The organism is Robertmurraya mangrovi, from assembly GCF_034427655.1.
GTDB classification, from domain to species: domain Bacteria; phylum Bacillota; class Bacilli; order Bacillales; family Cytobacillaceae; genus Robertmurraya_A; species Robertmurraya_A mangrovi.
On sequence record NZ_JAXOFX010000001.1, the window covers coordinates 475593 to 498322 of the forward strand.

Here is a 22730-nt window from a genome sequence, read left to right on the forward strand (position 1 = left end):
AATATATACAATTCTGTAATAAATTTAAGGAATTTGTCTGTTAAGATAAAAACAAATAATGACGAAGTAGACAAAAGGTGTGAAAGAATGATACTAGAATCCACGTTAAACCTTCCCTCCTACTATAATAACCGGGAATTAAGCTGGCTTGCTTTTAATAAACGTGTGTTAGAAGAGGCATTAGACCAAAGGAACCCATTATTAGAACGTCTAAAGTTTTTATCCATTTTCAGCTCAAACTTAGATGAGTTTTTTATGGTGAGAGTAGCAGGATTAAAAGATCAAGTGAAAGCCGGATATAATAAACCTGAAAATAAAGCTGGAATGACTCCAAGAGAACAATTATTAGAAATTTCTGAGCGAACACATAAGTTAGTAAAAGTTCAATGCGAAACATTAATGAACGTCATTTTACCTGAGATGAAAACGGAACAAATTCAATTGTTAAAGATGGAGGAATTGGAAACGAATCAGCTTTCCTATTTGGAAAACTACTTTGATGAACAAATCTTTCCAGTCTTAACTCCAATGGCTATTGATGCTTACCGCCCATTTCCCATGCTATTAAATAAAAGTCTAAATTTAGCCGTTTGTATTGAAGAAGATGATTATGGGATAAATAGCAGTAGATTAGCTATCGTTCAAGTTCCATCCGTGTTAGAACGATTTGTAGAGCTTCCTACAACGAACGGGACGTCTTCCTTCGTTTTATTAGAAAATATTATTTGTCACTTTATTAAGAAAATGTTTAGGGGCTATGATGTCCATTCGGTCACACAATTCAGAATTACAAGAAATGCTGATTTAACGATTCATGAAGAGGGTGCTCGCGATTTACTATTAGAAATTGAAAAGGAACTGAAGAAACGGAAGTGGGGAGCAGCCGTTCGGTTAGAAATTAAGGATGAAGACTATGATGAAAAAGTGGTATCTTACCTGCTAGAGGAACTAGAAATTACAGAGGAAGATACTTACTTAATCTATGGTCCTCTTGATTTAACCTTTTTGTTTTCTTTATATCGCTATTTAGGTAAGAGAAGAGAGGACCTTTGCTACGAAGCTTTTATTCCTCAGCCTCCTTTAGATGGGAATTATGAAAATCTGTTTACTAAACTATTAAAACAAGATATCTTGTTACATCATCCTTATGAATCCTTTCAACCAGTCATTGATTTTGTTACAGAAGCGGCTGATGACCCAGATGTACTTGCAATTAAACAAACCCTATATCGTGTAAGCGGTGATTCACCGGTCATTGAAGCATTAAAAAGAGCTGCGGAGAAGGGGAAGCAAGTCACTGTGTTGGTTGAGTTAAAGGCCAGATTCGATGAAGAGAATAATGTGCAATGGGCGAAGGAGCTAGAAAAAGCAGGCTGTCATGTTATCTATGGTATGACCCATCTTAAAACGCACAGTAAAATCACTTTAGTAGTAAGACGAAGGAATGGTAATATTGAGAGGTTTGTTCACCTCGGTACAGGTAATTATAATGACCAAACGGCAAAAATATACACGGATATAGGATATCTGACCTCCAAGAGGAAGTTCGGAATTGATGCAACCAACTTCTTTAATTTTCTAAGTGGTTATACGGAAAAGCCACACTATAATCATTTGGTTGTTGCTCCATATGATATACGTGGAGAGTTCATCAATCTCATTAATAAAGAAATCGAGTTCCATAAAAAATATGGGAACGGGAGAATCATTGCCAAGATGAATTCCCTTACCGATAAGCAGTTAATAATGAAATTATATGAAGCTTCCGTTACCGGAATAAAAGTCGATTTAATCATTAGAGGTATCTGTTGTTTAAAGCCTGGAATAAGTAAAATCAGTGAGAATATTAGAGTCATTAGTATAGTGGGGCGGTTCTTAGAACATAGTAGAGTTTATTATTTCCATCATAACGGTGAAGAAAAAATGTATTTATCTTCCGCAGATATGATGACCAGGAACATGGAAAAAAGGGTAGAAATCCTATTCCCCATCTTTGAAGCCGATTTGAAAAAGAGATTGAAACAAATATTAGAACTGCAAATGAGCGATAATGTAAAAGCACGAGAACAAGACCACACGGGAAAATATCATTATGTTGACTGGGATGTTAATGGTGTAATAGATAGCCAACTTCAGTTAATGGAGGAAGCTTACAGACTCAATGAAGATGAAGAATAATGTAAAAAAGACTCATCGTAGACTAAAACGATGGGTCTTTTTCATTTGTTAGTTTAATTCATTACCAATACTATTCAAATTAAGGTAATGTATGAACTATTTTAGTAAATAATCTTTATCATTCATCAGTTTTCGTATATAGTTATAACTAAAAGAATATTTAAAATATTATTTTAATAACATTTGGTTACTTTACAGCTGTCAGAATGAGAGTGATGAAATGGATCATTTAAAAGGAATTATAGCTGCAGAAATTAATAATGAATTAACTGAAAGAAAAATTGAAAAAGTAATTTTTAATATTGTCTTCAATCATATTAAAGATATGATTTTTATAATGAAAGTAGAAGAGGGACCTATATTTACATACATATTTGCTAATGATACCGGTTCTAAATATGCTGGGCTCACTGCTGATTCAATAGGAAAAGGGATCGAGGAAGTTCTTCCTTACGAAAGGGCTTTTTCACTACAGAAAATCTATGAAAGTGTTTTAGTTACTAGGAAAACAAAAACTTTTTCGGACGAAATAGAATTACCCGATGGAAGGGTTTCCTATACTGAATCGATTTTAACACCTGTTATCGATCAAAATAATCAGGTTCGTTTTGTCGTTTCGGTAACTAGAGATGTAACGGAAACCGTAATGGAACGCAAAAGACTAATTCTAACCGAACAACGTTACCGATCGATTGTAGACCATAATTTAGATGGTGTATTTGTCGTCTCTTTAGATGGAAAAATTCTTGAAGTGAATCCAGCTGGGCAAAAATTATCAGGATATACTGAAAAACAAATGACATATAGATCTATTTATGATCTAATAGCTGACCAAGATCATCATGATTTTAAAGAGTTATTTCAAAAAACGATAACGGGATTAGCACTAGAATCACTAGACTGTCGATTTGTACATTCCAAAGGTCATACTCTTGCCGCTCATATTAAAACGGTTCCAATTGTTATTCACTCAGAAATTCAAGGGATATATATGATTACACGTGATATTTCCGAACAGGCTTCAAATATTGAAACCATTAAATATATGGCATTTCATGATCAACTAACAGGATTGTTTAATAGACGAGCCTTATTAAGCGACTTAGAGAATCAAATTAAATTAGGTAAGAACAGCAATGAGACCTTTGCTTTACTATCGATCGATTTGGATCGATTTAAACATATAAATGACTCTTTAGGTCATTTAGCAGGTGACCAAATTTTAACAAAGGTAGCGGATCGTTTAAGTGAGTTAAAGTCGGATCACTTAAAGGTGTATAGACAAGGTGGAGACGAATTTATTATTTTATTACAGGGAAATAGAAATGATGCTAGTCAGCTTTCGCAAAGTATTTTATCGAAGTTTGCCAAGTCCTTTTATTTAGATAGTAATGAATACTATATTACTCCTAGTATTGGAATAAGTCTGTACCCGAATGATGGTAGGGATGCTGAAACTTTAATAAAAAATGCCGATGAGGCATTATTTAGGGTAAAAGAAAAAGGGAAAGCTCATTTTCAATTTTATCGTTCTGAAATGAACTCCTTAATCTCAAACCTAGTTTCACTGGAAACTAGGCTAAGAAAAGCCATTGAACGGAAGGAACTCATCCTTCATTATCAACCACAAGTGGATTTAAAAACGGGAAATATTGAAAGCTTTGAAGCTTTAATTCGCTGGGATTCAAAAGAGCTGGGCTTAATTTCTCCAGGAGATTTCATCCCATTAGCTGAAGATACAGGCTTAATTATTCCAATTGGCAATTGGGTTATTGAACAAGCTTGTAAAAAGATTAAAGAATGGGGTATTCAATTTCAAAGAGATTTTAGAATTGCCATTAATATTTCACCAAAACAGTTTCATCAGCCGAATTTAGTTAAAACGATTAAAAAGTGCATTAAAAAATATCATATAACACCATCTCTATTAGAAATTGAAATCACGGAAGGGGCCATGCAAGATACATCTGAAACCATCCCTATTTTAAAAGGCTTAAAGGAGTTAGGTGTTACGATTTCTATCGATGATTTTGGGACAGGTTATTCATCCCTAAACTACTTGAAACAGTTTCCAATTGATGTATTAAAAATCGATCAATCGTTTGTTAGTGATCTTCATATCAATGCTAAGGATGCTGCTATAACAACGACTATTATACATTTAGCTGATAGCCTAGGGTTAGAGGTAGTTGCTGAGGGAATTGAGAAAAAAGAACAGGTAGAATTTCTATTAAAGGCCAACTGTCATAAAGGGCAAGGGTATTATTTTTCAAGACCCGTTAGTGAAAAGGAAATTAAAGAAAAGCTATTATACTAACAAAAGAAGCAGCTGATGTAGCTGCTTCTTTTAATGTCCATTATTTAAAGTAAATACGGTCAATTCAGGTCTTGATAAAAATCGAAAGGGAAGCCTAGTGGTGCCTAATCCTCTATTTACGTATAAAGTCAAATCTTGTTTTCCCTTAATTTGATAAAACCCCTCATAATATTTCTCCGCATATGGTGGCTTTACGAGTACCCCTAGAAACGGAATTTGTATTTGTCCGCCATGGCTATGGCCACTTAATTGAAGTTGAAAACCGAAGTTTACTGCATCATCTGCTAAATCAGGAGCATGAGATAGTAGTATTTTATAAGAATTTTCAGGTATTTTCTCAGCTATCTCACGTATATTTGGTTTACCAAGCATAGCATCATCAATACCAGCAATATAAATTCTCTCGTTATCAATTAATTTGATTTCTTCAAATGAATTAAATAAGAGTTTAAAACCAGATTGATTGATAATCGTTTTATATATGTCTGATCCGTATCCGCCATGATCGTGGTTCCCGTATACTGCGAATTTACCTAGGGGAGCTTTTAGACTACTTAAAATAGGAATAATTGATTCAGCCTGTGTGTATTTATTAGGCTCATCCATTAGATCCCCTGTAAAAAAAATGATATCAGGATTTATAGTATTAATTTTATCCACTAAGTGTATAAGATCATTTAAATCATAGTGAAAACCTAAATGAGTATCACTAAATTGAACAATTTTTAATTGATTAAAGCTCGTGGGAATATCTTTATGAATAATATTTTCATAGCTTGTTTGCAACAGTTTAGGTTCAATTTTCTTGGCATAAAAATATCCACCAGAAGTCAATCCGATTGCTGCTAGAAATGTACCAAAAGATTTCTTTAAAAAAACGCGTCTAGAAACTTTTTTAGGCATATAAATTACCAACCTATCTAACTAATTATCTTTTTTATACTAACAAACAATAACAATAAAAAGAAGTATGAAAATTAAAAGTAATATAAAAGTAATGTTATTCTTCTAATATATATTTATATATTTTCATAAATTGAAGTATGACTTCTTTGACTTTTCTAGCTTAGTAGAGTAAATTATAACAAACAATAAAACAAGTAATATTTCTTTATGGAATTTTAGATAAAATGCCATTTCCAACGAGAAGGAGATGCCCAACAGTATGAGAAAGAAGCATCAAACTATGGAGTTGTTAATTTTACCATCATTGAGCGGTTTAATAAAAGTACACATATATGGTTTTCGTGAACAAAGAGAGTGGGGGCAAGTTTTTGCTGAGTTAAATGGGACAGTTGTGTCAGCAAAGGGCTACCATCGTAAAAAGACCATTATTCGTACTTTAGCAAAGCTAAATGAATCCTTATTAAATCCTGACCATTAATTTAAAAGATTAAGATAGGTGCCATAAACTGTAGATAAACTCGGGAAATGAAGAGTTTTTATCTACAGTTTTTTTATAGGGATTATAAACAGGCCAGTTGATTTTCCTCTTCAAATCTTTGTACAAAGTTGTACATTTAATATTTTACACTGAGTTGATTGGAGTGGAAGGCGCGTAGACTCCTACGGGAGGACGGGGCTGGGGTGACCCCACAGGAGCATAGCGACGAGGGGGCTCCCCGGCACGCCCGCGGAAAGCGAAGCGCCTGGAAAGGAAATCAACAGACAAGGTTCAGTGTGATAAACAAAATATAATAGTAATAATTTTGGGGTACCAAAAATAAATTTGTACGAAAATTCAATAAATAATGTTAAAATAGATATATGAATGACCATTCATTTTTGATAGGGGGTTATTGAATTGAAAGATAAAGTTGTCATTGTAACGGGTGGATCTAGTGGAATGGGTTTGTATATGGCAAAAAGGTTTGCGCAGGAAGGAGCCAAAGTTGTCATTACGGGTAGAAGTGAAGAAAGGCTCGAGGAAGCAAAAAAACAAATACAAGTAACAGAAGGCCAAGTATTGACTGTACAAATGGATGTAAGAGAAATTGAACATGTGACGAGAATGGTTGAAGAAACGGATAAGGCATTTGGAAGAATAGACTTTTTAGTAAATAATGCCGCTGGAAACTTCATTTGTCCCGCAGAAAAACTATCTGCAAATGGCTGGAATTCAGTTATTAATATCGTATTAAATGGTACGTTTTACTGTAGTAGTGAAGTAGGGAAGTACTGGATTGAAAAAGGCATTAGGGGCAGTATTATCAATATGGTTGCTACATATGCTTGGAATGCTGGAGCAGGGGTTATTCATTCAGCTGCTGCTAAAGCAGGCGTTCTATCCATGACTAGAACATTGGCAGTAGAATGGGGAAGAAAATATGGGATAAGAGTAAATGCAATAGCTCCAGGTCCAATTGAACGAACGGGTGGGGCTGACCGTCTATGGGAGTCAGAAGAGGCCGCAAAAAGAACCTTACAGAGCGTACCACTTGGTCGTTTAGGTACACCTGAAGAGATTGCCGATTTAGCTTACTTTTTATTTTCCGACAACGCAGGATATATTAACGGAGACTGTATTACAATGGATGGAGGACAATGGTTAAATCAGCATCCATTTTAAGAAGAAACGGCTGAACTTATTTCAGCCGTTTTCTCATAAGGTAAGAAAGTATAAGCTTTTTAAGTTAGACTACTGTCTAGCTCCAGCGGGGCGCTTGCGCTTTTCTTATTTATAGCTTACTGCTCTATTTTTTAGAGCCTTCCATGAAGCAATAAATCTCTCCTTTGAAACTTTGACTTGTTTCCTACCTGAAAGTGGGTCATTTAAATAGACATTTTCCGTATCGTATCCAACCAACACGACTGCGTGAAGATCCAGGGGAGTTTTAATCCTAACCCCTTTATGAGTCCATGACTCCCATCTATCAGGAAGGCGATAATCCCCTGTAGTCCATATAACAACAGGATTCCTATTCGAGACATGGGTTAAGATTTCTTCAAAGTTTTTATTTGTTAAGTTAACCGCCCTCCCAGGGAGGTAATCATTTACTAAATCAGCAATAGGTCCATCAAAGACGGCATAACCTGCTGATTTACCTGTCATATCCCCCACAAAACCATCGGCGGGGTTCCCCCATTTTAAAATGTCCCCTTTAGACTTTAGAATAGGGTCAGGATCTTTTTTTATTCTTTCATAAAGCTCCATTTTATCGGTTTGGACTCCAGTATACTGAAGAACCATAGCTAGACTCGTTACTTCACACCCATACCTTAGTTCTGGATTCTGTTTAATTAATGGTACATCAAGTAAAACTTTAGCTTTTTTTTCAGCATTAACTTCTTGATCTATCTCTTTTTTATCTGTAATTTTTTTATCATATACTTGTTTTTCAATATTTTTTTTAAGGTTAGTTTGTTTTTTATCTTTTGAATGAGCGTCATTTACATTTGTTACTGATTGTTTATAAAATATTTTGTTTGAATTTTGTGTTTGAAAATGCTCACTTTCAACGGAATCCTTTTGAAAATTAGGCTCCTGAAATGTATCATAGTGACTACAACCTAATAAGGGAAAAAGGGCGGCTACGAAACAGAGTTTATTCTTCATAAAACCCCTCTTTCTTAATAAGCTATTATTAGGTTCTCTTCTATCGGTAATCATTATGATGGTATGATGTTGGCAGTACATACATTAATATATAATAAAAACAATTTTTAATTTGTCCTTATTAACTTAAGACGAATATTATTATTAAAAATTTATTCTGTGGTATAATTATTCATCTGAAAGGAGGGTTTTACATGGATGCATTGGATATACTAACAGATTTGGACAATGTTGTTCCTTTTTTTCAACCCATTTTCAGTGCTGATGAGCATCGAGTAATTGGTTATGAAATTTTAGGAAGATATAGAAAAACAGAAGGAGAATACATAAGTTTAGGCCCTTTTTTTCATGATGACTCCATTCCTGAAGAGTATCGACTCGAGGTTGATAATACAGTCCTTAGAAAGGCATTAAACCTATGTCTATCACTTGAAAAAGATGAATTGATCTTTGTAAATAGAGATGCTGACCTTCTAATGCATGGTGATGGCGAAATCTTTCTGGAACTTCTCCAAGATTTTCAGGAGAAAGGAATTCAAATCAGTCGGATAGTACTTGAGATCTCTGAGAGAAATTATAAAGGCGACATAGGTCAACTAGATAACCTTTTAAATTATTATCGTACTTACGGTTTAAAAATCGCTATTGATAAGATGGGTAATGATAGCAGTCATTTGGACCGAATAGCTAGGCTTGAGCCGAATCTCTTAAAAATAGATCTCATGTCTATGCGTTCGAATAACAATGCCGCGGCACTTCAAGATATTTTATATTCGATATCAATGTTAGCAAGAAAGCTCGGAGCCACTCTTCTGTTTGAAAATATTGAAATGGAGTATCAACTTCAATTCGCCTGGAAAAACGGTGGTAGATATTATCAAGGATATTATTTGCAAGTTCCTCAACCTGAATTTGTTCATAGGGATGTTCAAAAAAACTACCTGAAAGATAAATTCCATAAATTCATTGCCCATGAAAAGAAGAAACTTGAGACAGTTCATAAGCTAACGGAATCATTTCAAATTAAGCTAGTTGATTTACTGAATAAATATAAAAAGTATCTAAACTACGAAGAGCTCCTCGTATGTCTTGGGAAAGATTTAGATCATGCTGCTTTTCGCATGTATATTTGCGATGAAGATGGTTTCCAGGAATCAGCCAATATTTTTAAGTCACAAGAAGACTGGATTATTCAACCGGAATATGTAGATAAGAATTGGAGTTGGCGTTCGTATTTTCTTGAAAATATTTTTAAAATGAGATACGAGAAAAAGGGAATACTTTCTGATTTATACAGTGACATAGAGACTGGAGAAACTATTCGTACATTTTCTTATCCTTTAAGTTCAAAGCATTATTTATTCATTGATTTATCATATGGATTTTTGTATGAAAATGATGGTTTACTGTAAATGGAAATGGTTTTTTGTATAATTCATCTTCATTAGAAGATAGTAATAGTATCTTACCTCCTTAAAGGAGATGAAAATCAATGAGTATGTACATGACAATCTTGTTAATCATATCCATGGGAATCTTACTTTTTTCCCTAGGTTATACATTATCCATTGCAAGAGCACAAAGAGCGGTTAAAGGAACACAAGACACCGCTATTCCTGATAAAGTAAAAGATCATGCTTATATTAGGAATCCTGTATTTTTGACATACTTAATTTGTTTTGCCTTACTAGCCTTAATCATTACATTTGCTGCTTTAACTATACGTTGGTAAAAGGTCTTGGTGATCCAAGACCTTTTTCTCATTTCTGTAAGGGAAAGTATATGCCTCTTGAAGTTAGACTACTGTCTAGCTCCACAAGAATACGCTACGGAAGCGATACCTCGCACGAAGGAAAGTGGTCTTCTTTCCGAGGAGCGCCCAGCGACTAGTGTACTTCGCTCCTCTCCCTACGATAAGTCAACATCGAATCGCTCACGCTCTTCGTGTTTCCTTTATCTCAGTCGAGGCGCTCTAGTCCATACGTCGCTAACCGAGGCGCTTGCGCTTTTATAATTTTAGGACTATTTATTCGTTTTCTCGCTAATAACCGAGGATAATGTTAAATTCTTTGTCAGATGGGGTAATTTTAAGAAAGGAAAGGCTTTTTTCTGTCAGATAGGCTCACAATTTTACGAACGATTAAAGACATACGAAGGGAAGTTTGTTGATAAAATGGGAGTTACTTACATAATACTTAAAATGCAAAATTTTTAATGAAATGGAAGGGAGAGAAAAGTTCATGCGACATCCACTTCTTATGATTGTATTTACTTTTGTAATCATTCTAATTTTTCCAGTTCAGTTAATGGCAGCTCCAAAACTTGAAGCCAAAGAGGATGTCATGCTGTTCTTAGAAGAAGCTTTTCATGCTCAGGTTGCTTTAAGTGAGGAAGAGAGGACATTGAAAGAGGTTAAGGGCATTTTATCTCCTTACTTTTCAAAAAATTATGAAAAAATGTTTCTAAATGAAAACTTAGTGAAGATGAATGGTAAATATATTATTTTTGGGTCAGATTTTGCATTATACTATGTTCCTTTCTTTTCAGATGAAGCGCAGGTTGTTTTTAAAGAAAAGGAAATTTACGTATTTGAGTTCTTTCCAGCGAATGAAGAAGGACCTGTAACTTACAAGGATCATTATGAAGGCTTACTATTAACAAAAGTAAAAGATAAATGGAAAATTACAAAGTATCTTTACGATAATATTCCTGAGGATATTTTAATGGCTGAAGATGTTAGTAATACTGAAATAGAGAATGTAACGACCTCAGTAGAGAATCTTAATTTAACAACAATAAATTTACCGGTAATGCCTTTAACTATTTGTACAAATCCAGTTTTTACTTTTTATCAATATGCTATGTTGCCTATAGGGGATAGTAATAATAGCATATATGCCTTTTTGAAACAAAATCAATATGCAAAAAGTTTATAGAAGAAAAAATGACGTGTCCCTAGGACATGTCATTTTTTTGTGTAATTAAATATACAAAATCATTTACTAATCTTGAATACTTAATACTTCTTTTAATTTTTCAATATCAAATCCTGTAATCACTACATCGTTGATAACAAATGTAGGAGTAGAGTAGGACCCATATTTTTCCGTTAATTCTTTTCTGGCTTTTGGATTCTTTTTAATGTCCTTTAATTGGTAGGTGAATCCATATTCAGTTAAAAAACGTTTTGAAATTTCACAAGGTGGACAGTCTGGTTGTGTGTATACCGTAATGTTATGCAATTGTTATTCCTCCAAAAAACTAGTTCGAATGTTGTTGTTTATGAAAATAATCTACTAATCCCATAGCGCAAACTTCCATATCCAAATTTAAAACCTTATACACTTTATGTGTTGGTTTAATGCCTTTGTCATTTAGGAAACTTTGAATATTATTAATCAGGAGATTAGCAGTAACTTTTACTTGTTCCTCGAAAGTGTCTCCTTCTAAGATAGCTTGTTGAGCAGTATCTAGAAATTTAGGAAGCCATTCTATAACCTGGGTAAAAACTTCATTTGGATTTTCAGACATTCCATAGTGGCCAAAGAAAATATATTTTGGACTTAAACTTCGGTAAAGCTCAATGGATGCTATCATTTTGTTCGGATCAAATTGATTAGGTGAAGTGGATGGTAAGTATAATTCTATGTTATCTTCTAGCAATTGTGGATAAAAAACGCCTGATGTATCACCGGTAAAGATCCCTTCGAGCTTGGAATGAAAAATACTGAAGTGGTGATTGGCGTGTCCTGGGCTATCATAAAAGGTTAGAGTACAACTATCACTTAAGTGTAGTTTAGAAAGGTGGTCCATTGCAATTAATCGTTCTTCCGGTATTGGAACGATAGGGTCAAAAAGTGTATCAAACTGTTGTCCATAGACTGCTCGAGCTCCTGCAATTAGTCGAGAAGGATCCGCTAAATGTCGTTTTCCCTTTGGATGAACAACAACCGATGCGTTTGGACAATCCTTTAACAACAAACCTGCACCACCTGCATGGTCTAAATGAATATGGGTAACAATGATATATTTAATATCTTCTAGTGTATATCCGAGTTCTTGAATACCATTTTTTATGTAGGGAATGGAGGGGCTTGCACTAGTTTCAATAATCGTTAATTCACTTTCAGTTAAAACATACGTACCCGTTCTTTCTTCTACATTTAAATCAAAATCGTCGATTAAATACAGATTTTCAGCAAGTTTTTCTGTTTTTTTCAAAAAAATTCACCTCTTTTTTTAGTTTTTACTTGGACAAATACCTGACATTATTTTATGCTGTTAATATTGGCATGTAAAGTTAAAAGGGTGAATTTTCTGAATTTATTCTAGATGGATAGAAACATGCTATTAGAGAAACCTATAAGTAATAGATTAGGTTTTGTTTTGGAAAGGAGAGGGAGCATGTCACAGCTTCAAGGCATTATTACACGTTTAAAGAACCTTCAAGAACAAGGGAGCGGGGGTGAACCGGCTCAACGTTTCTTTGAAGTTAATGGAGAAAGAAAATGTCAAGTTACATTTCATCCAAAGACGGAAACTTTTGAGTTAGAAGTATACAACGACAAGGAAAAGCCGAAAAGATATCAATTCGATAATATTGATATGATTACAATTGAGATTTTCGACCTAATACAATAATTTTTACATAAGGGGCTCATATTTGAGCTCCTTTTCCTTTTTTATAAGCCATTCTGTAATTCTTATTCTTCCTTTTGAGAATTATATACTTGAGGTGATAAAAATGAGGATACCAACTGTAAAATGTCCAAACTGTTCAGTAGAAGAACCAATGGACCACGTCTTAACGGCTCAATCAAACCAAAATGTGATTTATAAATGTGAGAGCTGTCATTATGAAGTCAAAAATATCCAGACGAGCAAAGGGTAATTGAATTGGAGCGGTAATCAACGGGCAATAAATGAAAAGGGCTTATGTATATGAACCTTTGAAAGGCGCTAAATCAGAAACTGTGTTAGAATAAAATAGAATGAAAACATTTTAGAGGGGTTTTCGACTATGATTAGTCTTCACAGTGGGGAATTTTTAGAGATAAATATTAGAGATCTTATGATTCCATCTGAACGAGTAGCACATGTACAGGTAAAAAATAATCTTGAGCACGCTTTACTTGTCTTAACGAAGAGCGGGTATACGGCCATCCCCGTTTTAGATCCACACTATAAATTACACGGCTTAATTAGTACTCCTATCATTATGGACGCCATATTGGGATTAGAGAGAATTGAATTTGAAAAATTAGAAAAAAAACGAGTGGAAGAAGTAATGACTCGTAATGTACCAACCCTTTCTGATAATGCAACAATAAAAGCATGTCTGGAATTACTAGTTGATCATCCTTTTCTATGCATTGAGAGTGATGAGGGACTTTTTGAAGGAATTTTGACTAGAAGAACAGTCTTAAATCAGTTGAACAAACATGTTAGAAGATTAAACAAATAATCGTTACGGAAGCCTCCAGATTGGGGGCTACATTTTTTTAGTGCTTCATTCTTTATTGATGGGTTTTAAGTGCTGACAAAAAAGGATTTCTGAGTGTTTATGGCCAATTCATACATATCGTTTTTTATTGAGGTGTTCATATGGAAGAAGGTAAAGTAAGGTCTGAAAAGAAAGTAACAAAAAGACCATTTGTGCTGGCAGCTGTCATGCTAGCAATGTTTATGGCAGCCATCGAAGCGACGATTGTGTCTACAGCCATGCCTGCAATTGTGGGAGATCTTGGAGGATTTTCGTTGTATAGCTGGGTATTCTCAAGTTATATGCTAATGAATGCCGTTACAGTCCTTATTTACGGAAAGTTATCGGATTTATTTGGACGTAAACCTATTATTACAATCGGGATTATCATTTTTTTAATCGGATCTATTTTATGTGGCTTTGCCGAGACGATGACGATGTTAATTATTTTCCGTTTCATCCAAGGTTTTGGTGCGGGTGCTGTAATGCCTATTGCTAGTACGATTGTAGGGGATATTTACACGAAGGAAGAAAGAGCAAAAATCCAAGGGTATTTATCAAGTGTATGGGGAATTTCCGCTGTTATGGGTCCTGCTCTTGGAGGGTTACTTGTAGAGTATGTCAGTTGGAGATACGTCTTTTGGATTAATGTCCCACTTGGAATTTTAGCCATCGCTGTTTTATGGACTTACTTACATGAAAATGTTGAAAAGAAAAAGCATGAGATTGACTATCCTGGTGCCATATTCTTAACATTAGCGATTACTACCCTAATGGTTTTATTGGTTGAAGGGGGAACTCATTGGGATTGGATATCTACGCCTTCCTTAAGTCTATTAGCTATTAGTGTGATTGCTTTTGTTCTCTTTGTCATACAGGAACAAAGAGCCTTAGAGCCGATGATGCCTTTTTCCATCTGGAAGGAAAGATCTATTTTTATTGCGAATATTGCCTCTTTAACAACGGGTGTGATGTTAATAGGGATTTCTAGCTTCTTACCTGCTTTTGTACAAGGAGTGATGGAACGTTCACCGATTGTTGCAGGTTTTACTCTTACAACGATGTCGATAGGCTGGCCAATCGCTTCTACTCTTGCAGGAAAAATGCTACTCAAATTTGGATACAGACCAACTTCTTTAATCGGTGGGGTGTTTCTAATTGTAGGTAGTGTTGTTTTTGTCACACTATCACCTGAAGCAGGTCCTGTTTGGGCTGCCACAGGGTCATTCTTCGTTGGTTTGGGAATGGGACTAACGACAACTTCATTTATCGTTTCTATTCAGAGCACGGTTAGTTGGCAACAACGTGGAATTGCAACAGCTGCTAATATGTTTATGCGGAATTTAGGGAATACAATAGGAGCAGCACTATTGGGAGGAATCCTTAATAGTCAAATCCAATCTTATATTAAAGAGAACGGAAATGGACTAGGTAAAGACCTTACAATTGATTCAACTAATATTCTGCTGAATAAAGAAGAAAGAGAATTGCTGCCTGAGGCTGTTAAAAATTTGCTTCAAGATGGGTTGACGTTCTCTCTACATTCCGTTTATTATGCCGTATTAATTTTTGCTATTTTAAGCTTCTTGTTCATTATTTTTCTTCCTAAGAAGGAAAGTTAAAAAAACATTTTCCCCCTTATGCAAAGGGGGAAGGTTATATCGAGTATCATAGAACCACTTTTAATGTTAACTGTACGATTAGAATGACTGTTACGATATGAAGTAGCCTTTTTAAATAGAGTACCTTCATTCTTTTTGCTACCCTTACAGCTAGCTGCGCACCTATAATGGCACCTAGAGCATAACTAAGACCCACTTGTATGTTAAAGTGACCAGCTGATAGAAATAGAAAGAAGGAGCCGAAGCAACTTAGAAAAGTTTGAAATCTAGTAAACGCCATAGCTTTTAAGTAAGTAAAGCCCTTATGCAAATAGGTGTACATTAATAAAGTGGACTGTCCAGGACCGAACATGCCATCATATATACCGATTCCAAATAGATAAGGGAATATTTTTTTATCTATTTTCATAAGGTCGGCTGAATCTTTTTCAATAGGTTTTCTGATTAATGCTAAAACTAGAGCTAATGACAATAAGAAAATAGCCATTATAGTCATCGTCTCTTCCGAAATGGAGTTAGCCAATATTCCACCTGTTATTCCGCCGCCTAAAGCAAAAGGGGCCGTTTTCAATGCAGATGAGAAACTGATTTGTTTGTTTTTTAGAAGAAAATAAAAACTAGAAAAAGAGCTAAGTGTATTTGAGAATTTAGCTGTAGCAATGGCAGAATGAATGGGAAGACCCACTAGTAGCATGGAAGGCATACCAATTAACCCACCACTCCCTGCAAGTGTACCAACAAAAGTCGTAATGAATCCTATAACCACTAACATCCATAAATCCATATAAATTCCACCCTTCTACCATGCATTATATTCCTAGTAGAGCAATAATGAAATTCTATTATTTTTAAGATATAATATAAGGAAAACTTATAAAGAGAGGTCTGGAAGCTTGTCTACATTGTCCGAGTTTCATTTACTTTCTGTCCTTGCATCCGAGATGAATATGAGAAAGGCTGCAGAAAGGTTGTTTGTGTCCCAACCAGCTTTGTCACAGCGCCTTCAAACGATTGAAAAAGAGTGGGGAACCAAACTATTTATTCGTTCTCAAAAAGGACTGTCATTAACTCCTGCTGGGGAGTTGGTGATTAAATTTGTAAATGAAGTAATATCAAATGAAGAAAAGGTTAGGGAATCTATAAATGCTTTAAATACGGAGGTCCATGGTACATTAAAGATTGCTGTAGCATCCATAGTAGGGCAGAATTGGCTTCCACAAGTTTTGAAAAAGTTTGTTACACGCTATCCTCATGCAAAAATTTCATTAATTACAGGATGGAGTAGTGAAATTCTAAAGGCTTTATATGAGGATCAAGTACATATTGGGATTATTAGAGGAACTCCTGACTGGAAAGGTGTTAAAATTCATTTATTTGAAGATAGTCTATATTTAGTGGATAAAGAGATTACAAGTCCAGAACAAGTCTTAAAAACGGACAGGCCCTTTATACAATTTAAAAGTGATTCCAACTATTATCAGGAAATCCAGGATTGGTGGCATAGGCAATTCCAAACGGCTCCTAAAAGAACGGTTGTTGTGGACCAAATTGAAACATGTAAGCAAATGGCTTTTAACGGGATTGGGTATGCTATTTTACCAGCCATTACGTTAGGGGGAGCAGAACAAGATATTTTTAAAATCCCTTTAATTGATGAAAATAATGAACATTTAAAACGTGATACGTGGCTCTTGGGGTATGAATCTGCCTTTCAGTTAAAACAAGTTCAGGCGTTTGTAGAAGTGATAAAAGAGCATATTAAAGAAGAGAATCAATAAGTACTTTTTTTCTTGTCTTGAATGCTTTTGTTTGTTAAAGTAATTCTAGATTGTACATATTAGGAGGTTATACATATGAAAATGATGGATGCAAATGAAATTATTTCTTTTATTCAAAATAGTAAAAAGTCAACACCTGTTAAGGTTTATGTAAAAGGAGATTTAGAGGGAGTTGATTTTGGAGCTGCTTCTAAAACTTTTATTACTGGAAATACGGGAGTAGTATTCGGTGAGTGGAGTGAAATCAGTGCTGCACTTGAAGCTAACCAAGGTAAAGTTGAAGATTATGTAGTAGAAAATGATCGTAGAAATTCAGCTATTCCATTATTAGATATGAAAAATATTAAAGCGCGTATTGAGCCTGGTGCCATTATTCGTGACCAAGTTGAAATTGGTGACAACGCAGTTATTATGATGGGTGCTTCTATTAATATCGGAGCTGTTGTTGGTGAAGGTACTATGATCGATATGAATGTCGTTCTAGGTGGCCGTGCTACAGTTGGTAAGAACTGTCATATCGGTGCAGGTTCTGTTTTAGCAGGCGTAATCGAACCGCCTTCTGCTAAACCAGTTGTTGTTGAAGACGATGTGGTAATTGGAGCAAACGCAGTTGTATTAGAAGGTGTAACAGTAGGAAAAGGTGCAGTAGTTGCTGCCGGTGCTATTGTCATTGAGGATGTACCTCCATATACGGTTGTAGCTGGTACGCCTGCACGTGTTATTAAAGAAATCGATGAAAAAACAAAATCAAAAACAGAAATTAAACAAGAATTACGTCAACTGTAATCATTTAGAGCGTGGATGCCCATCCACGCTTTCTTATAAGGTAAGAAAGTATAAGTTTCTGAAGTTAGACTACTGTCTAGCTCCAGCGCCCAGCGACTAGTGTACTTCGCTAAACGGGGCGCTTGCGCTTTTCTTAGTAAATGGGGGATGAAAATGAGTACAACTATAAGTCCTTTTGTTAAAATCAGAAGAGAACTTCATCAGATTCCTGAATTGGGGTTCCAGGAGTTTAAAACTCAAAAATATTTGTTAGATTATTTACAATCCTTGCCTCAAGAAAGGCTAGAAATAAAAACTTGGAAGACTGGCATATTGGTGAAAATCAATGGGCTAAAGCCCTCAAAGATGATTGGCTACCGAGCAGATATTGATGGGCTACCAATTGTTGAAGAAACCGAATTGCCATTTTTATCGGAGCATCTAGATCAAATGCATGCTTGCGGTCATGATTTTCACATGAGTATTGCTCTAGGGTTAGTTACATACTTTACTAATAATGCGGTTAATGATGACCTTTTATTTATTTTCCAACCTGCAGAAGAAGGGCCTGGTGGAGCGGAACCAATGCTTCAGTCCGATATTATGAAAGAATGGATGCCAGATCAGATCCTAGCTCTTCACATCGCTCCAGAGTATCCTGTAGGTTCAATTGCAGTAAAAGAGGGGCTATTATTTGCAAACACTTCTGAACTATTTATTGATTTAAAGGGTAAGGGTGGCCATGCTGCCTATCCACATAAAACTAATGATATGGTTGTAGCGGCTTGTTCCTTAGTTACACAGCTTCAATCGATTGTTTCACGAAACGTGGATCCGCTAGATAGCGCGGTTATTACTATTGGAAAGATTACGGGTGGAACCGTACAAAATATTATTGCAGAAAGAGCAAGGTTAGAAGGGACCATCCGTACACTTTCGGTTGAATCAATGGCGAAGGTTAAAAAGCGTGTAGAAGCACTTATTAAAGGAATAGAGGTTGGTTATGAGTGTGAAGCTCAAATCGACTTTGGTTGCATGTATCATCAAGTATATAATCATGAGGAATTAACAAGGGAATTTATTGGTTATCTAAATGAAAATACCGATGTAAATGTGATTGAGTGTAAAGAAGCGATGACCGGAGAAGATTTTGGCTATTTGCTGGAGCGTATTCCTGGATTTATGTTTTGGTTAGGCGTTGATTCTGAATATGGGCTTCACCATGCGAAGCTAAATCCTAAAGAAGATGCTATTGATTATGCCATTTCTTTTATATCAAAGTATATTCAATATAAAGGGAATGAATAAAAGAAACCGGTGGTAAATTCCGGTTTCTTTTTTATCGTTTAGGAAAGTATAAAATACTTCGCATTGTGGATAACTCTTTAACATTGAGTGTCCCCGTCCAGCTCCAGCGCCTAGCCCCTCGAGGTCAAATAACCTTCAACCCTAAAAGTCGAAAATCAGACTTTTAGGGTTGAAGAACATTTGCTTGTCGGGGCTGACCGAGGCGCTTGCGCTTTTGTTATAGGATTTATTATTCTGTTTTTTGTATGAACACCTGATGGGGAAATGGAATCTCCATATCATTTGCCTCTAATGCTTCTTTTTATCATATGTACTTTATGTTTTAATTAATGGTTTTGTAATAAATAGATCAGCAATTTATGTGCTTTTAATTTATTCCCAAAAAAATTCGTGTTAAACTATAATTATTCGAGAAATTATTACCAATTTAATGAAAATCTTTATATTTCCGACAGTATATTTTTACTAAACAGGGAAAAGGATGTAGTTAAATCAACATCATTAGGAAAAATTTAATAATTAATAATTACTATTTAATTAAATTTATTATAATCATTTGTTGACGCTAATTGTTAAAACGCCTATAATTAGTGTTGGTAATGATGAGAGCAACTGAGAAATAACTATACATATTCTCATTTATTTTAAATTTTGGAGGGATTAGACATGGCTGAACGTTTAGTTGGTAAACAAGCACCACGTTTCGAAATGGACGCTGTATTAGCAAACAAAGAATTTGGTAAAGTTAGTTTAGAAGATAACATGAAGAATGGTAAATGGACAGTACTTTACTTCTATCCAATGGACTTCACTTTTGTATGTCCAACTGAAATTATCGCCCTTTCTGATCGTTATGATGAGTTTGAAGATTTAGATGCAGAAGTAATTGGTGTATCTACAGACACAATCCACACTCACTTAGCTTGGATTAATACAGATCGTTCTTCAAACGGTCTTGGAGAATTAAGATATCCTATCGCTGCTGATACTAACCACGTAGTTTCTCGTGAATATGGAGTTCTAATTGAAGAAGAAGGTATCGCACTACGCGGATTATTCATCATCAGTCCTGAAGGTGAATTAATGTATGCTGTTGTTCACCATAACAACATTGGCCGTGATGTTGATGAGACTCTTCGTGTTCTTCAAGCACTTCAAACAGGTGGTCTTTGCCCAGCAAACTGGAAACCAGGTCAAAAAACATTAAATGTTTAATTTTTATTAATTCGCATGTAGACCTAACTTTATGTTAGGTCTTTTCTTGCAATTCTAATTTAAGAGGTGGGGGAGACATAATGAAATTACGTGAGCCAATGCCAGAACTAACCGGAGCAACTGAATGGTTAAATGGAGAAGTAACGAAGGATCAATTAGTCGGTGAAAAACCTACACTTATTCACTTTTGGTCTGTAAGCTGTTATTTATGTAAAGAAGCAATGCCACAAGTAAATCAGTTTAGAGATGACTATAAAGAAAAATTAAACGTTATTGCTGTGCATATGCCTCGTTCAGAGGAAGATTTAAACATTGAATTAATTAAATCAACAGCAGCAGAACATAACATTACACAACCTATTTTTGTTGACAGTGAACATAAATTAACAGATGCTTTCGAAAATCAGTATGTTCCTGCATATTATGTTTTCGACAAAGATGGAAAGCTTCGTCATTTCCAGGCAGGCGGAAGCGGTATGAAGATGCTAGAAAAGCGTGTTAATCGAGTTTTAGATGAAATGGAAAAAAGCGAATAGTGGTTTATAGGTGGTCAGGCATATGCTTGACCTCTTTTTTATTAAAGGATAATTAAAATTTTCAAAAAAAGTAGAAAATTCGAATAAAGGGGTAGAAAAATATTTCGAAAACCGATATATTTATATTTATGTTCTCTTATTATATGTTAATAGGATTATGTAAAGTTAATTACGTCAGGAAAAGCTTGATGCATCATGAAAGGAGGAAAATACCTTGGAAACTTTTAAGAAGTTAAAAGAATTTTATTGGCCTTTTAAGAATTATTTCTTTTGGTCAATGGGTTTCCTATTATTAATTACGGGGATCACCGTTATTTATCCTATGATACTTCAAATTACCATTGATGATGTTGTCATTGGCGGTAAGTATGAATTGATCCCTTATTTAGCACTTGGTTTTATTGGAATTATGGCAGTAAAAGGAATTGGGACCTTCATCCATCAATATACCGGTGATTTATTTGGAATCACAAGTGTATATAAACTTAGAAACTCGTTATATGAGAAACTGCAATTTTTACCGTTTCGTTATTATGACAATGCAAAAACGGGGGACCTAATGTCACGCTTAACAGCTGATGTGGAAGGGTTTAGATTTTTCCTATCGTTTGGTTTTGCCGAGTTAGTTCGGTTTATTTTATTAATTGGTATCAGCGTTTCAGTCATGTTTTATTACTCAATCCCATTAACCATTGTAACGCTAATTACTTTACCATTTTTAGCTTTCGTTACTTTTCGCTTTGACAAGGCCGTTCACCCTGCGTTTCGTGGTATTCGTAAGTCATTCGGAAAGCTCAATACGAAAGTACAAGAAAATATTAGTGGAATCAATACCGTAAAGTCATTATCTAGAGAAGATTTTGAGATTAATAAATTTAATGATTCAAACGGGGATTATAAAGATAAGTATATCTTCACCTCTAATATTTGGGCGAAGTATTTCCCTCTAATGGAGTTCTTAGGAAATGTAAGTGTTGTCCTTCTGCTTGCTTATGGCGGTTATTTAGTCATTAATGGACAGTTAAAACCTGGTGAATTGGTCGCGTTCTATAGTTTAGTGTGGTATATAATGTGGCCGATAATGAACCTTGGGTTTGTTGTTAACTTATTCTCACAATCTAAAGCTTCTGGTGAAAGATTACTTGAAATATTGGAAGCGGAAAACGAAATTAAGGAAAAAGACGGATCGGTTTACCTTGAGAGACTTCAAGGTGATGTAGAATTTAAAAATGTTACTTTGAAATACACAGAAGATGATGCAGAAGCATTAAATGAAATCAGTTTTAAAGCTCATCCTGGGAAAGTAATTGGTTTACTTGGGTCAACAGGTTCTGGTAAAACAAGTATTACTCAGTTGATGACAAGGTTTTATGAGCCAACAGAAGGTGATGTACTCATTGATGGCATCAATGTGAAAGAATTCTCATTGCGTTCATTAAGAAGCAATATCGGGTTTGTTCTTCAAGAATCATTTTTGTTTTCATCGACCATCAAAGCCAACATTTCATACGGTCGACCAGAGGCAACGATGGAAGAGATTATAGAGGCAGCTAAGAAAGCCCAAGCACATGACTTTATAATGGAGTTACCAGATGGATATGACACCATGCTTGGTGAAAGAGGAATGGGCTTATCTGGTGGACAAAAGCAACGTATTGCCATTGCTCGTGCGATTTGTGTAAATCCTAGCATTTTAATTTTGGATGATGCTACAAGTGCTGTAGATATGGAAACAGAATTCAAAATTCAAAAAGCACTGATGGAAGTCATGAAGGGTCGAACAACTTTTATTATTGCCCATCGCATTTCTTCATTAAAGCATGCAGATGAAATATTAGTTTTAGAAAATGGCAGCATTGTTGAACGAGGTAAGCATGAACAACTTCTTAAAAATAATGGACCATATCAACGTGTATACGATATTCAATATCAGGACCAAAAAGAAATTCTTCATTCGCATACAGGTTAAGGGG

22 protein-coding genes are annotated in these 22730 nt (G+C 35.1%); 17 read left to right on the forward strand and 5 right to left on the reverse strand.

The genetic code is table 11. The annotated features are described in order from the left end of the window. Nucleotides 1-87: 87 nt before the first annotated feature. Nucleotides 88-2178 carry an RNA degradosome polyphosphate kinase gene (locus tag SM124_RS02400; RefSeq protein ID WP_322444890.1) on the forward strand — a complete coding sequence of 697 codons (2091 nt, stop codon included), beginning with the start codon at nucleotides 88-90 and terminating at the stop codon, nucleotides 2176-2178. Between the two features lie 220 nt (nucleotides 2179-2398). Then, nucleotides 2399-4495 (forward strand): EAL domain-containing protein, encoded by a 2097-nt coding sequence (locus tag SM124_RS02405; protein ID WP_322444891.1) that lies wholly within the window; start codon nucleotides 2399-2401, stop codon nucleotides 4493-4495. Nucleotides 4496-4525: 30 nt separating this feature from the next. Here the strand turns inward: SM124_RS02405 and SM124_RS02410 are convergent, their stop codons facing one another. After that, nucleotides 4526-5398 (reverse strand): metallophosphoesterase, encoded by an 873-nt coding sequence (locus SM124_RS02410; protein ID WP_322444892.1) that lies wholly within the window; start codon nucleotides 5396-5398, stop codon nucleotides 4526-4528. Between the two features lie 262 nt (nucleotides 5399-5660). On the opposite strand from SM124_RS02410, the gene SM124_RS02415 reads away from it, so the two are divergent. Then, nucleotides 5661-5879: a hypothetical protein gene (locus tag SM124_RS02415; protein ID WP_322444893.1), complete on the forward strand. Its 219-nt coding sequence runs from the start codon at nucleotides 5661-5663 to the stop codon at nucleotides 5877-5879. A 420-nt stretch (nucleotides 5880-6299) separates the two neighbouring features. Next, nucleotides 6300-7064 carry a 2,4-dienoyl-CoA reductase gene (fadH, locus tag SM124_RS02420; RefSeq protein ID WP_322444894.1) on the forward strand — a complete coding sequence of 255 codons (765 nt, stop codon included), beginning with the start codon at nucleotides 6300-6302 and terminating at the stop codon, nucleotides 7062-7064. Between the two features lie 105 nt (nucleotides 7065-7169). On the opposite strand, the gene SM124_RS02425 is transcribed toward fadH, so the two are convergent. After that, nucleotides 7170-8051, reverse strand: a complete 882-nt coding sequence (locus SM124_RS02425) for a C39 family peptidase (RefSeq protein WP_322444895.1) — start codon at nucleotides 8049-8051, stop codon at nucleotides 7170-7172. Between the two features lie 194 nt (nucleotides 8052-8245). Between SM124_RS02425 and SM124_RS02430 the strand changes: the two genes are divergently transcribed. From SM124_RS02430 to SM124_RS02440, 3 genes are all read left to right on the forward strand, one after another. After that, nucleotides 8246-9463, forward strand: coding sequence for an EAL domain-containing protein (locus tag SM124_RS02430; protein WP_322444896.1), 1218 nt, complete (start codon nucleotides 8246-8248; stop codon nucleotides 9461-9463). Between the two features lie 80 nt (nucleotides 9464-9543). After that, a complete protein-coding gene (locus SM124_RS02435; protein ID WP_322444897.1) occupies nucleotides 9544-9783 on the forward strand; it encodes a hypothetical protein in 240 nt (79 codons plus the stop codon). A gap of 508 nt (nucleotides 9784-10291) precedes the next feature. Beyond that, nucleotides 10292-10987 (forward strand): DUF3993 domain-containing protein, encoded by a 696-nt coding sequence (locus tag SM124_RS02440; protein ID WP_322444898.1) that lies wholly within the window; start codon nucleotides 10292-10294, stop codon nucleotides 10985-10987. A 66-nt stretch (nucleotides 10988-11053) separates the two neighbouring features. Here the strand turns inward: SM124_RS02440 and SM124_RS02445 are convergent, their stop codons facing one another. After that, nucleotides 11054-11293, reverse strand: coding sequence for a glutaredoxin family protein (locus SM124_RS02445; RefSeq protein WP_322444899.1), 240 nt, complete (start codon nucleotides 11291-11293; stop codon nucleotides 11054-11056). Nucleotides 11294-11312: 19 nt separating this feature from the next. Beyond that, a complete protein-coding gene (locus SM124_RS02450; protein ID WP_322444900.1) occupies nucleotides 11313-12272 on the reverse strand; it encodes an MBL fold metallo-hydrolase in 960 nt (319 codons plus the stop codon). A 183-nt stretch (nucleotides 12273-12455) separates the two neighbouring features. On the opposite strand from SM124_RS02450, the gene SM124_RS02455 reads away from it, so the two are divergent. The 4 genes from SM124_RS02455 (at nucleotide 12456) to SM124_RS02470 (ending at nucleotide 15155) form a co-directional block, all read left to right on the forward strand. Next, on the forward strand, nucleotides 12456-12692 hold the full coding sequence (locus SM124_RS02455; protein ID WP_322444901.1) for a YkuJ family protein: 237 nt from the start codon (nucleotides 12456-12458) through the stop codon (nucleotides 12690-12692). A gap of 103 nt (nucleotides 12693-12795) precedes the next feature. Continuing rightward, nucleotides 12796-12942: a hypothetical protein gene (locus SM124_RS02460; protein WP_322444902.1), complete on the forward strand. Its 147-nt coding sequence runs from the start codon at nucleotides 12796-12798 to the stop codon at nucleotides 12940-12942. A 129-nt stretch (nucleotides 12943-13071) separates the two neighbouring features. After that, nucleotides 13072-13515 carry a cyclic-di-AMP-binding protein CbpB gene (gene cbpB, locus SM124_RS02465; RefSeq protein WP_322444903.1) on the forward strand — a complete coding sequence of 148 codons (444 nt, stop codon included), beginning with the start codon at nucleotides 13072-13074 and terminating at the stop codon, nucleotides 13513-13515. Nucleotides 13516-13655: 140 nt separating this feature from the next. Beyond that, on the forward strand, nucleotides 13656-15155 hold the full coding sequence (locus tag SM124_RS02470) for an MDR family MFS transporter (RefSeq protein WP_322444904.1): 1500 nt from the start codon (nucleotides 13656-13658) through the stop codon (nucleotides 15153-15155). Nucleotides 15156-15201: 46 nt separating this feature from the next. On the opposite strand, the gene SM124_RS02475 is transcribed toward SM124_RS02470, so the two are convergent. Further along, a complete protein-coding gene (locus SM124_RS02475; protein ID WP_322444905.1) occupies nucleotides 15202-15939 on the reverse strand; it encodes a sulfite exporter TauE/SafE family protein in 738 nt (245 codons plus the stop codon). 109 nt (nucleotides 15940-16048) lie between these two features. Here SM124_RS02475 and ccpC point away from each other — a divergent pair, with 109 nt between their 5' ends. From ccpC to SM124_RS02505, 6 genes are all read left to right on the forward strand, one after another. Next, nucleotides 16049-16933 (forward strand): transcriptional regulator CcpC, encoded by an 885-nt coding sequence (gene ccpC, locus SM124_RS02480; RefSeq protein ID WP_322444906.1) that lies wholly within the window; start codon nucleotides 16049-16051, stop codon nucleotides 16931-16933. Between the two features lie 75 nt (nucleotides 16934-17008). Then, nucleotides 17009-17719 carry a 2,3,4,5-tetrahydropyridine-2,6-dicarboxylate N-acetyltransferase gene (gene dapD / locus SM124_RS02485; protein ID WP_322444907.1) on the forward strand — a complete coding sequence of 237 codons (711 nt, stop codon included), beginning with the start codon at nucleotides 17009-17011 and terminating at the stop codon, nucleotides 17717-17719. A gap of 153 nt (nucleotides 17720-17872) precedes the next feature. Then, nucleotides 17873-19006 (forward strand): N-acetyldiaminopimelate deacetylase, encoded by a 1134-nt coding sequence (locus tag SM124_RS02490; protein WP_322444908.1) that lies wholly within the window; start codon nucleotides 17873-17875, stop codon nucleotides 19004-19006. Between the two features lie 666 nt (nucleotides 19007-19672). Beyond that, nucleotides 19673-20221, forward strand: a complete 549-nt coding sequence (locus tag SM124_RS02495) for a peroxiredoxin (RefSeq protein WP_322444909.1) — start codon at nucleotides 19673-19675, stop codon at nucleotides 20219-20221. An 80-nt stretch (nucleotides 20222-20301) separates the two neighbouring features. After that, nucleotides 20302-20757 carry a TlpA family protein disulfide reductase gene (locus SM124_RS02500; RefSeq protein WP_322444910.1) on the forward strand — a complete coding sequence of 152 codons (456 nt, stop codon included), beginning with the start codon at nucleotides 20302-20304 and terminating at the stop codon, nucleotides 20755-20757. 214 nt (nucleotides 20758-20971) lie between these two features. Further along, the gene (locus SM124_RS02505) at nucleotides 20972-22726 is read left to right on the forward strand and encodes an ABC transporter ATP-binding protein (RefSeq protein ID WP_322444911.1); all 1755 of its coding nucleotides are present in this window, start codon (nucleotides 20972-20974) and stop codon (nucleotides 22724-22726) included. The last annotated feature ends 4 nt before the right edge of the window (nucleotides 22727-22730 follow it).

Excerpts from the sequence above, each read along its gene's own strand:
- SM124_RS02400 (WP_322444890.1), top strand. The coding sequence starts at position 88 with ATGATACTAGAATCCACGTTAAACCTTCCCTCCTACTATAATAACCGG.
- SM124_RS02405 (WP_322444891.1), top strand. The coding sequence starts at position 2,399 with ATGGATCATTTAAAAGGAATTATAGCTGCAGAAATTAATAATGAATTA.
- SM124_RS02410 (WP_322444892.1), bottom strand. The coding sequence starts at position 5,398 with ATGCCTAAAAAAGTTTCTAGACGCGTTTTTTTAAAGAAATCTTTTGGT.
- SM124_RS02415 (WP_322444893.1), top strand. The coding sequence starts at position 5,661 with ATGAGAAAGAAGCATCAAACTATGGAGTTGTTAATTTTACCATCATTG.
- SM124_RS02425 (WP_322444895.1), bottom strand. The coding sequence starts at position 8,051 with ATGAAGAATAAACTCTGTTTCGTAGCCGCCCTTTTTCCCTTATTAGGT.
- SM124_RS02430 (WP_322444896.1), top strand. The coding sequence starts at position 8,246 with ATGGATGCATTGGATATACTAACAGATTTGGACAATGTTGTTCCTTTT.
- SM124_RS02435 (WP_322444897.1), top strand. The coding sequence starts at position 9,544 with ATGAGTATGTACATGACAATCTTGTTAATCATATCCATGGGAATCTTA.
- SM124_RS02440 (WP_322444898.1), top strand. The coding sequence starts at position 10,292 with ATGCGACATCCACTTCTTATGATTGTATTTACTTTTGTAATCATTCTA.
- SM124_RS02455 (WP_322444901.1), top strand. The coding sequence starts at position 12,456 with ATGTCACAGCTTCAAGGCATTATTACACGTTTAAAGAACCTTCAAGAA.
- SM124_RS02460 (WP_322444902.1), top strand. The coding sequence starts at position 12,796 with ATGAGGATACCAACTGTAAAATGTCCAAACTGTTCAGTAGAAGAACCA.
- cbpB (WP_322444903.1), top strand. The coding sequence starts at position 13,072 with ATGATTAGTCTTCACAGTGGGGAATTTTTAGAGATAAATATTAGAGAT.
- SM124_RS02470 (WP_322444904.1), top strand. The coding sequence starts at position 13,656 with ATGGAAGAAGGTAAAGTAAGGTCTGAAAAGAAAGTAACAAAAAGACCA.
- SM124_RS02475 (WP_322444905.1), bottom strand. The coding sequence starts at position 15,939 with ATGGATTTATGGATGTTAGTGGTTATAGGATTCATTACGACTTTTGTT.
- dapD (WP_322444907.1), top strand. The coding sequence starts at position 17,009 with ATGAAAATGATGGATGCAAATGAAATTATTTCTTTTATTCAAAATAGT.
- SM124_RS02490 (WP_322444908.1), top strand. The coding sequence starts at position 17,873 with ATGAGTACAACTATAAGTCCTTTTGTTAAAATCAGAAGAGAACTTCAT.
- SM124_RS02495 (WP_322444909.1), top strand. The coding sequence starts at position 19,673 with ATGGCTGAACGTTTAGTTGGTAAACAAGCACCACGTTTCGAAATGGAC.
- SM124_RS02500 (WP_322444910.1), top strand. The coding sequence starts at position 20,302 with ATGAAATTACGTGAGCCAATGCCAGAACTAACCGGAGCAACTGAATGG.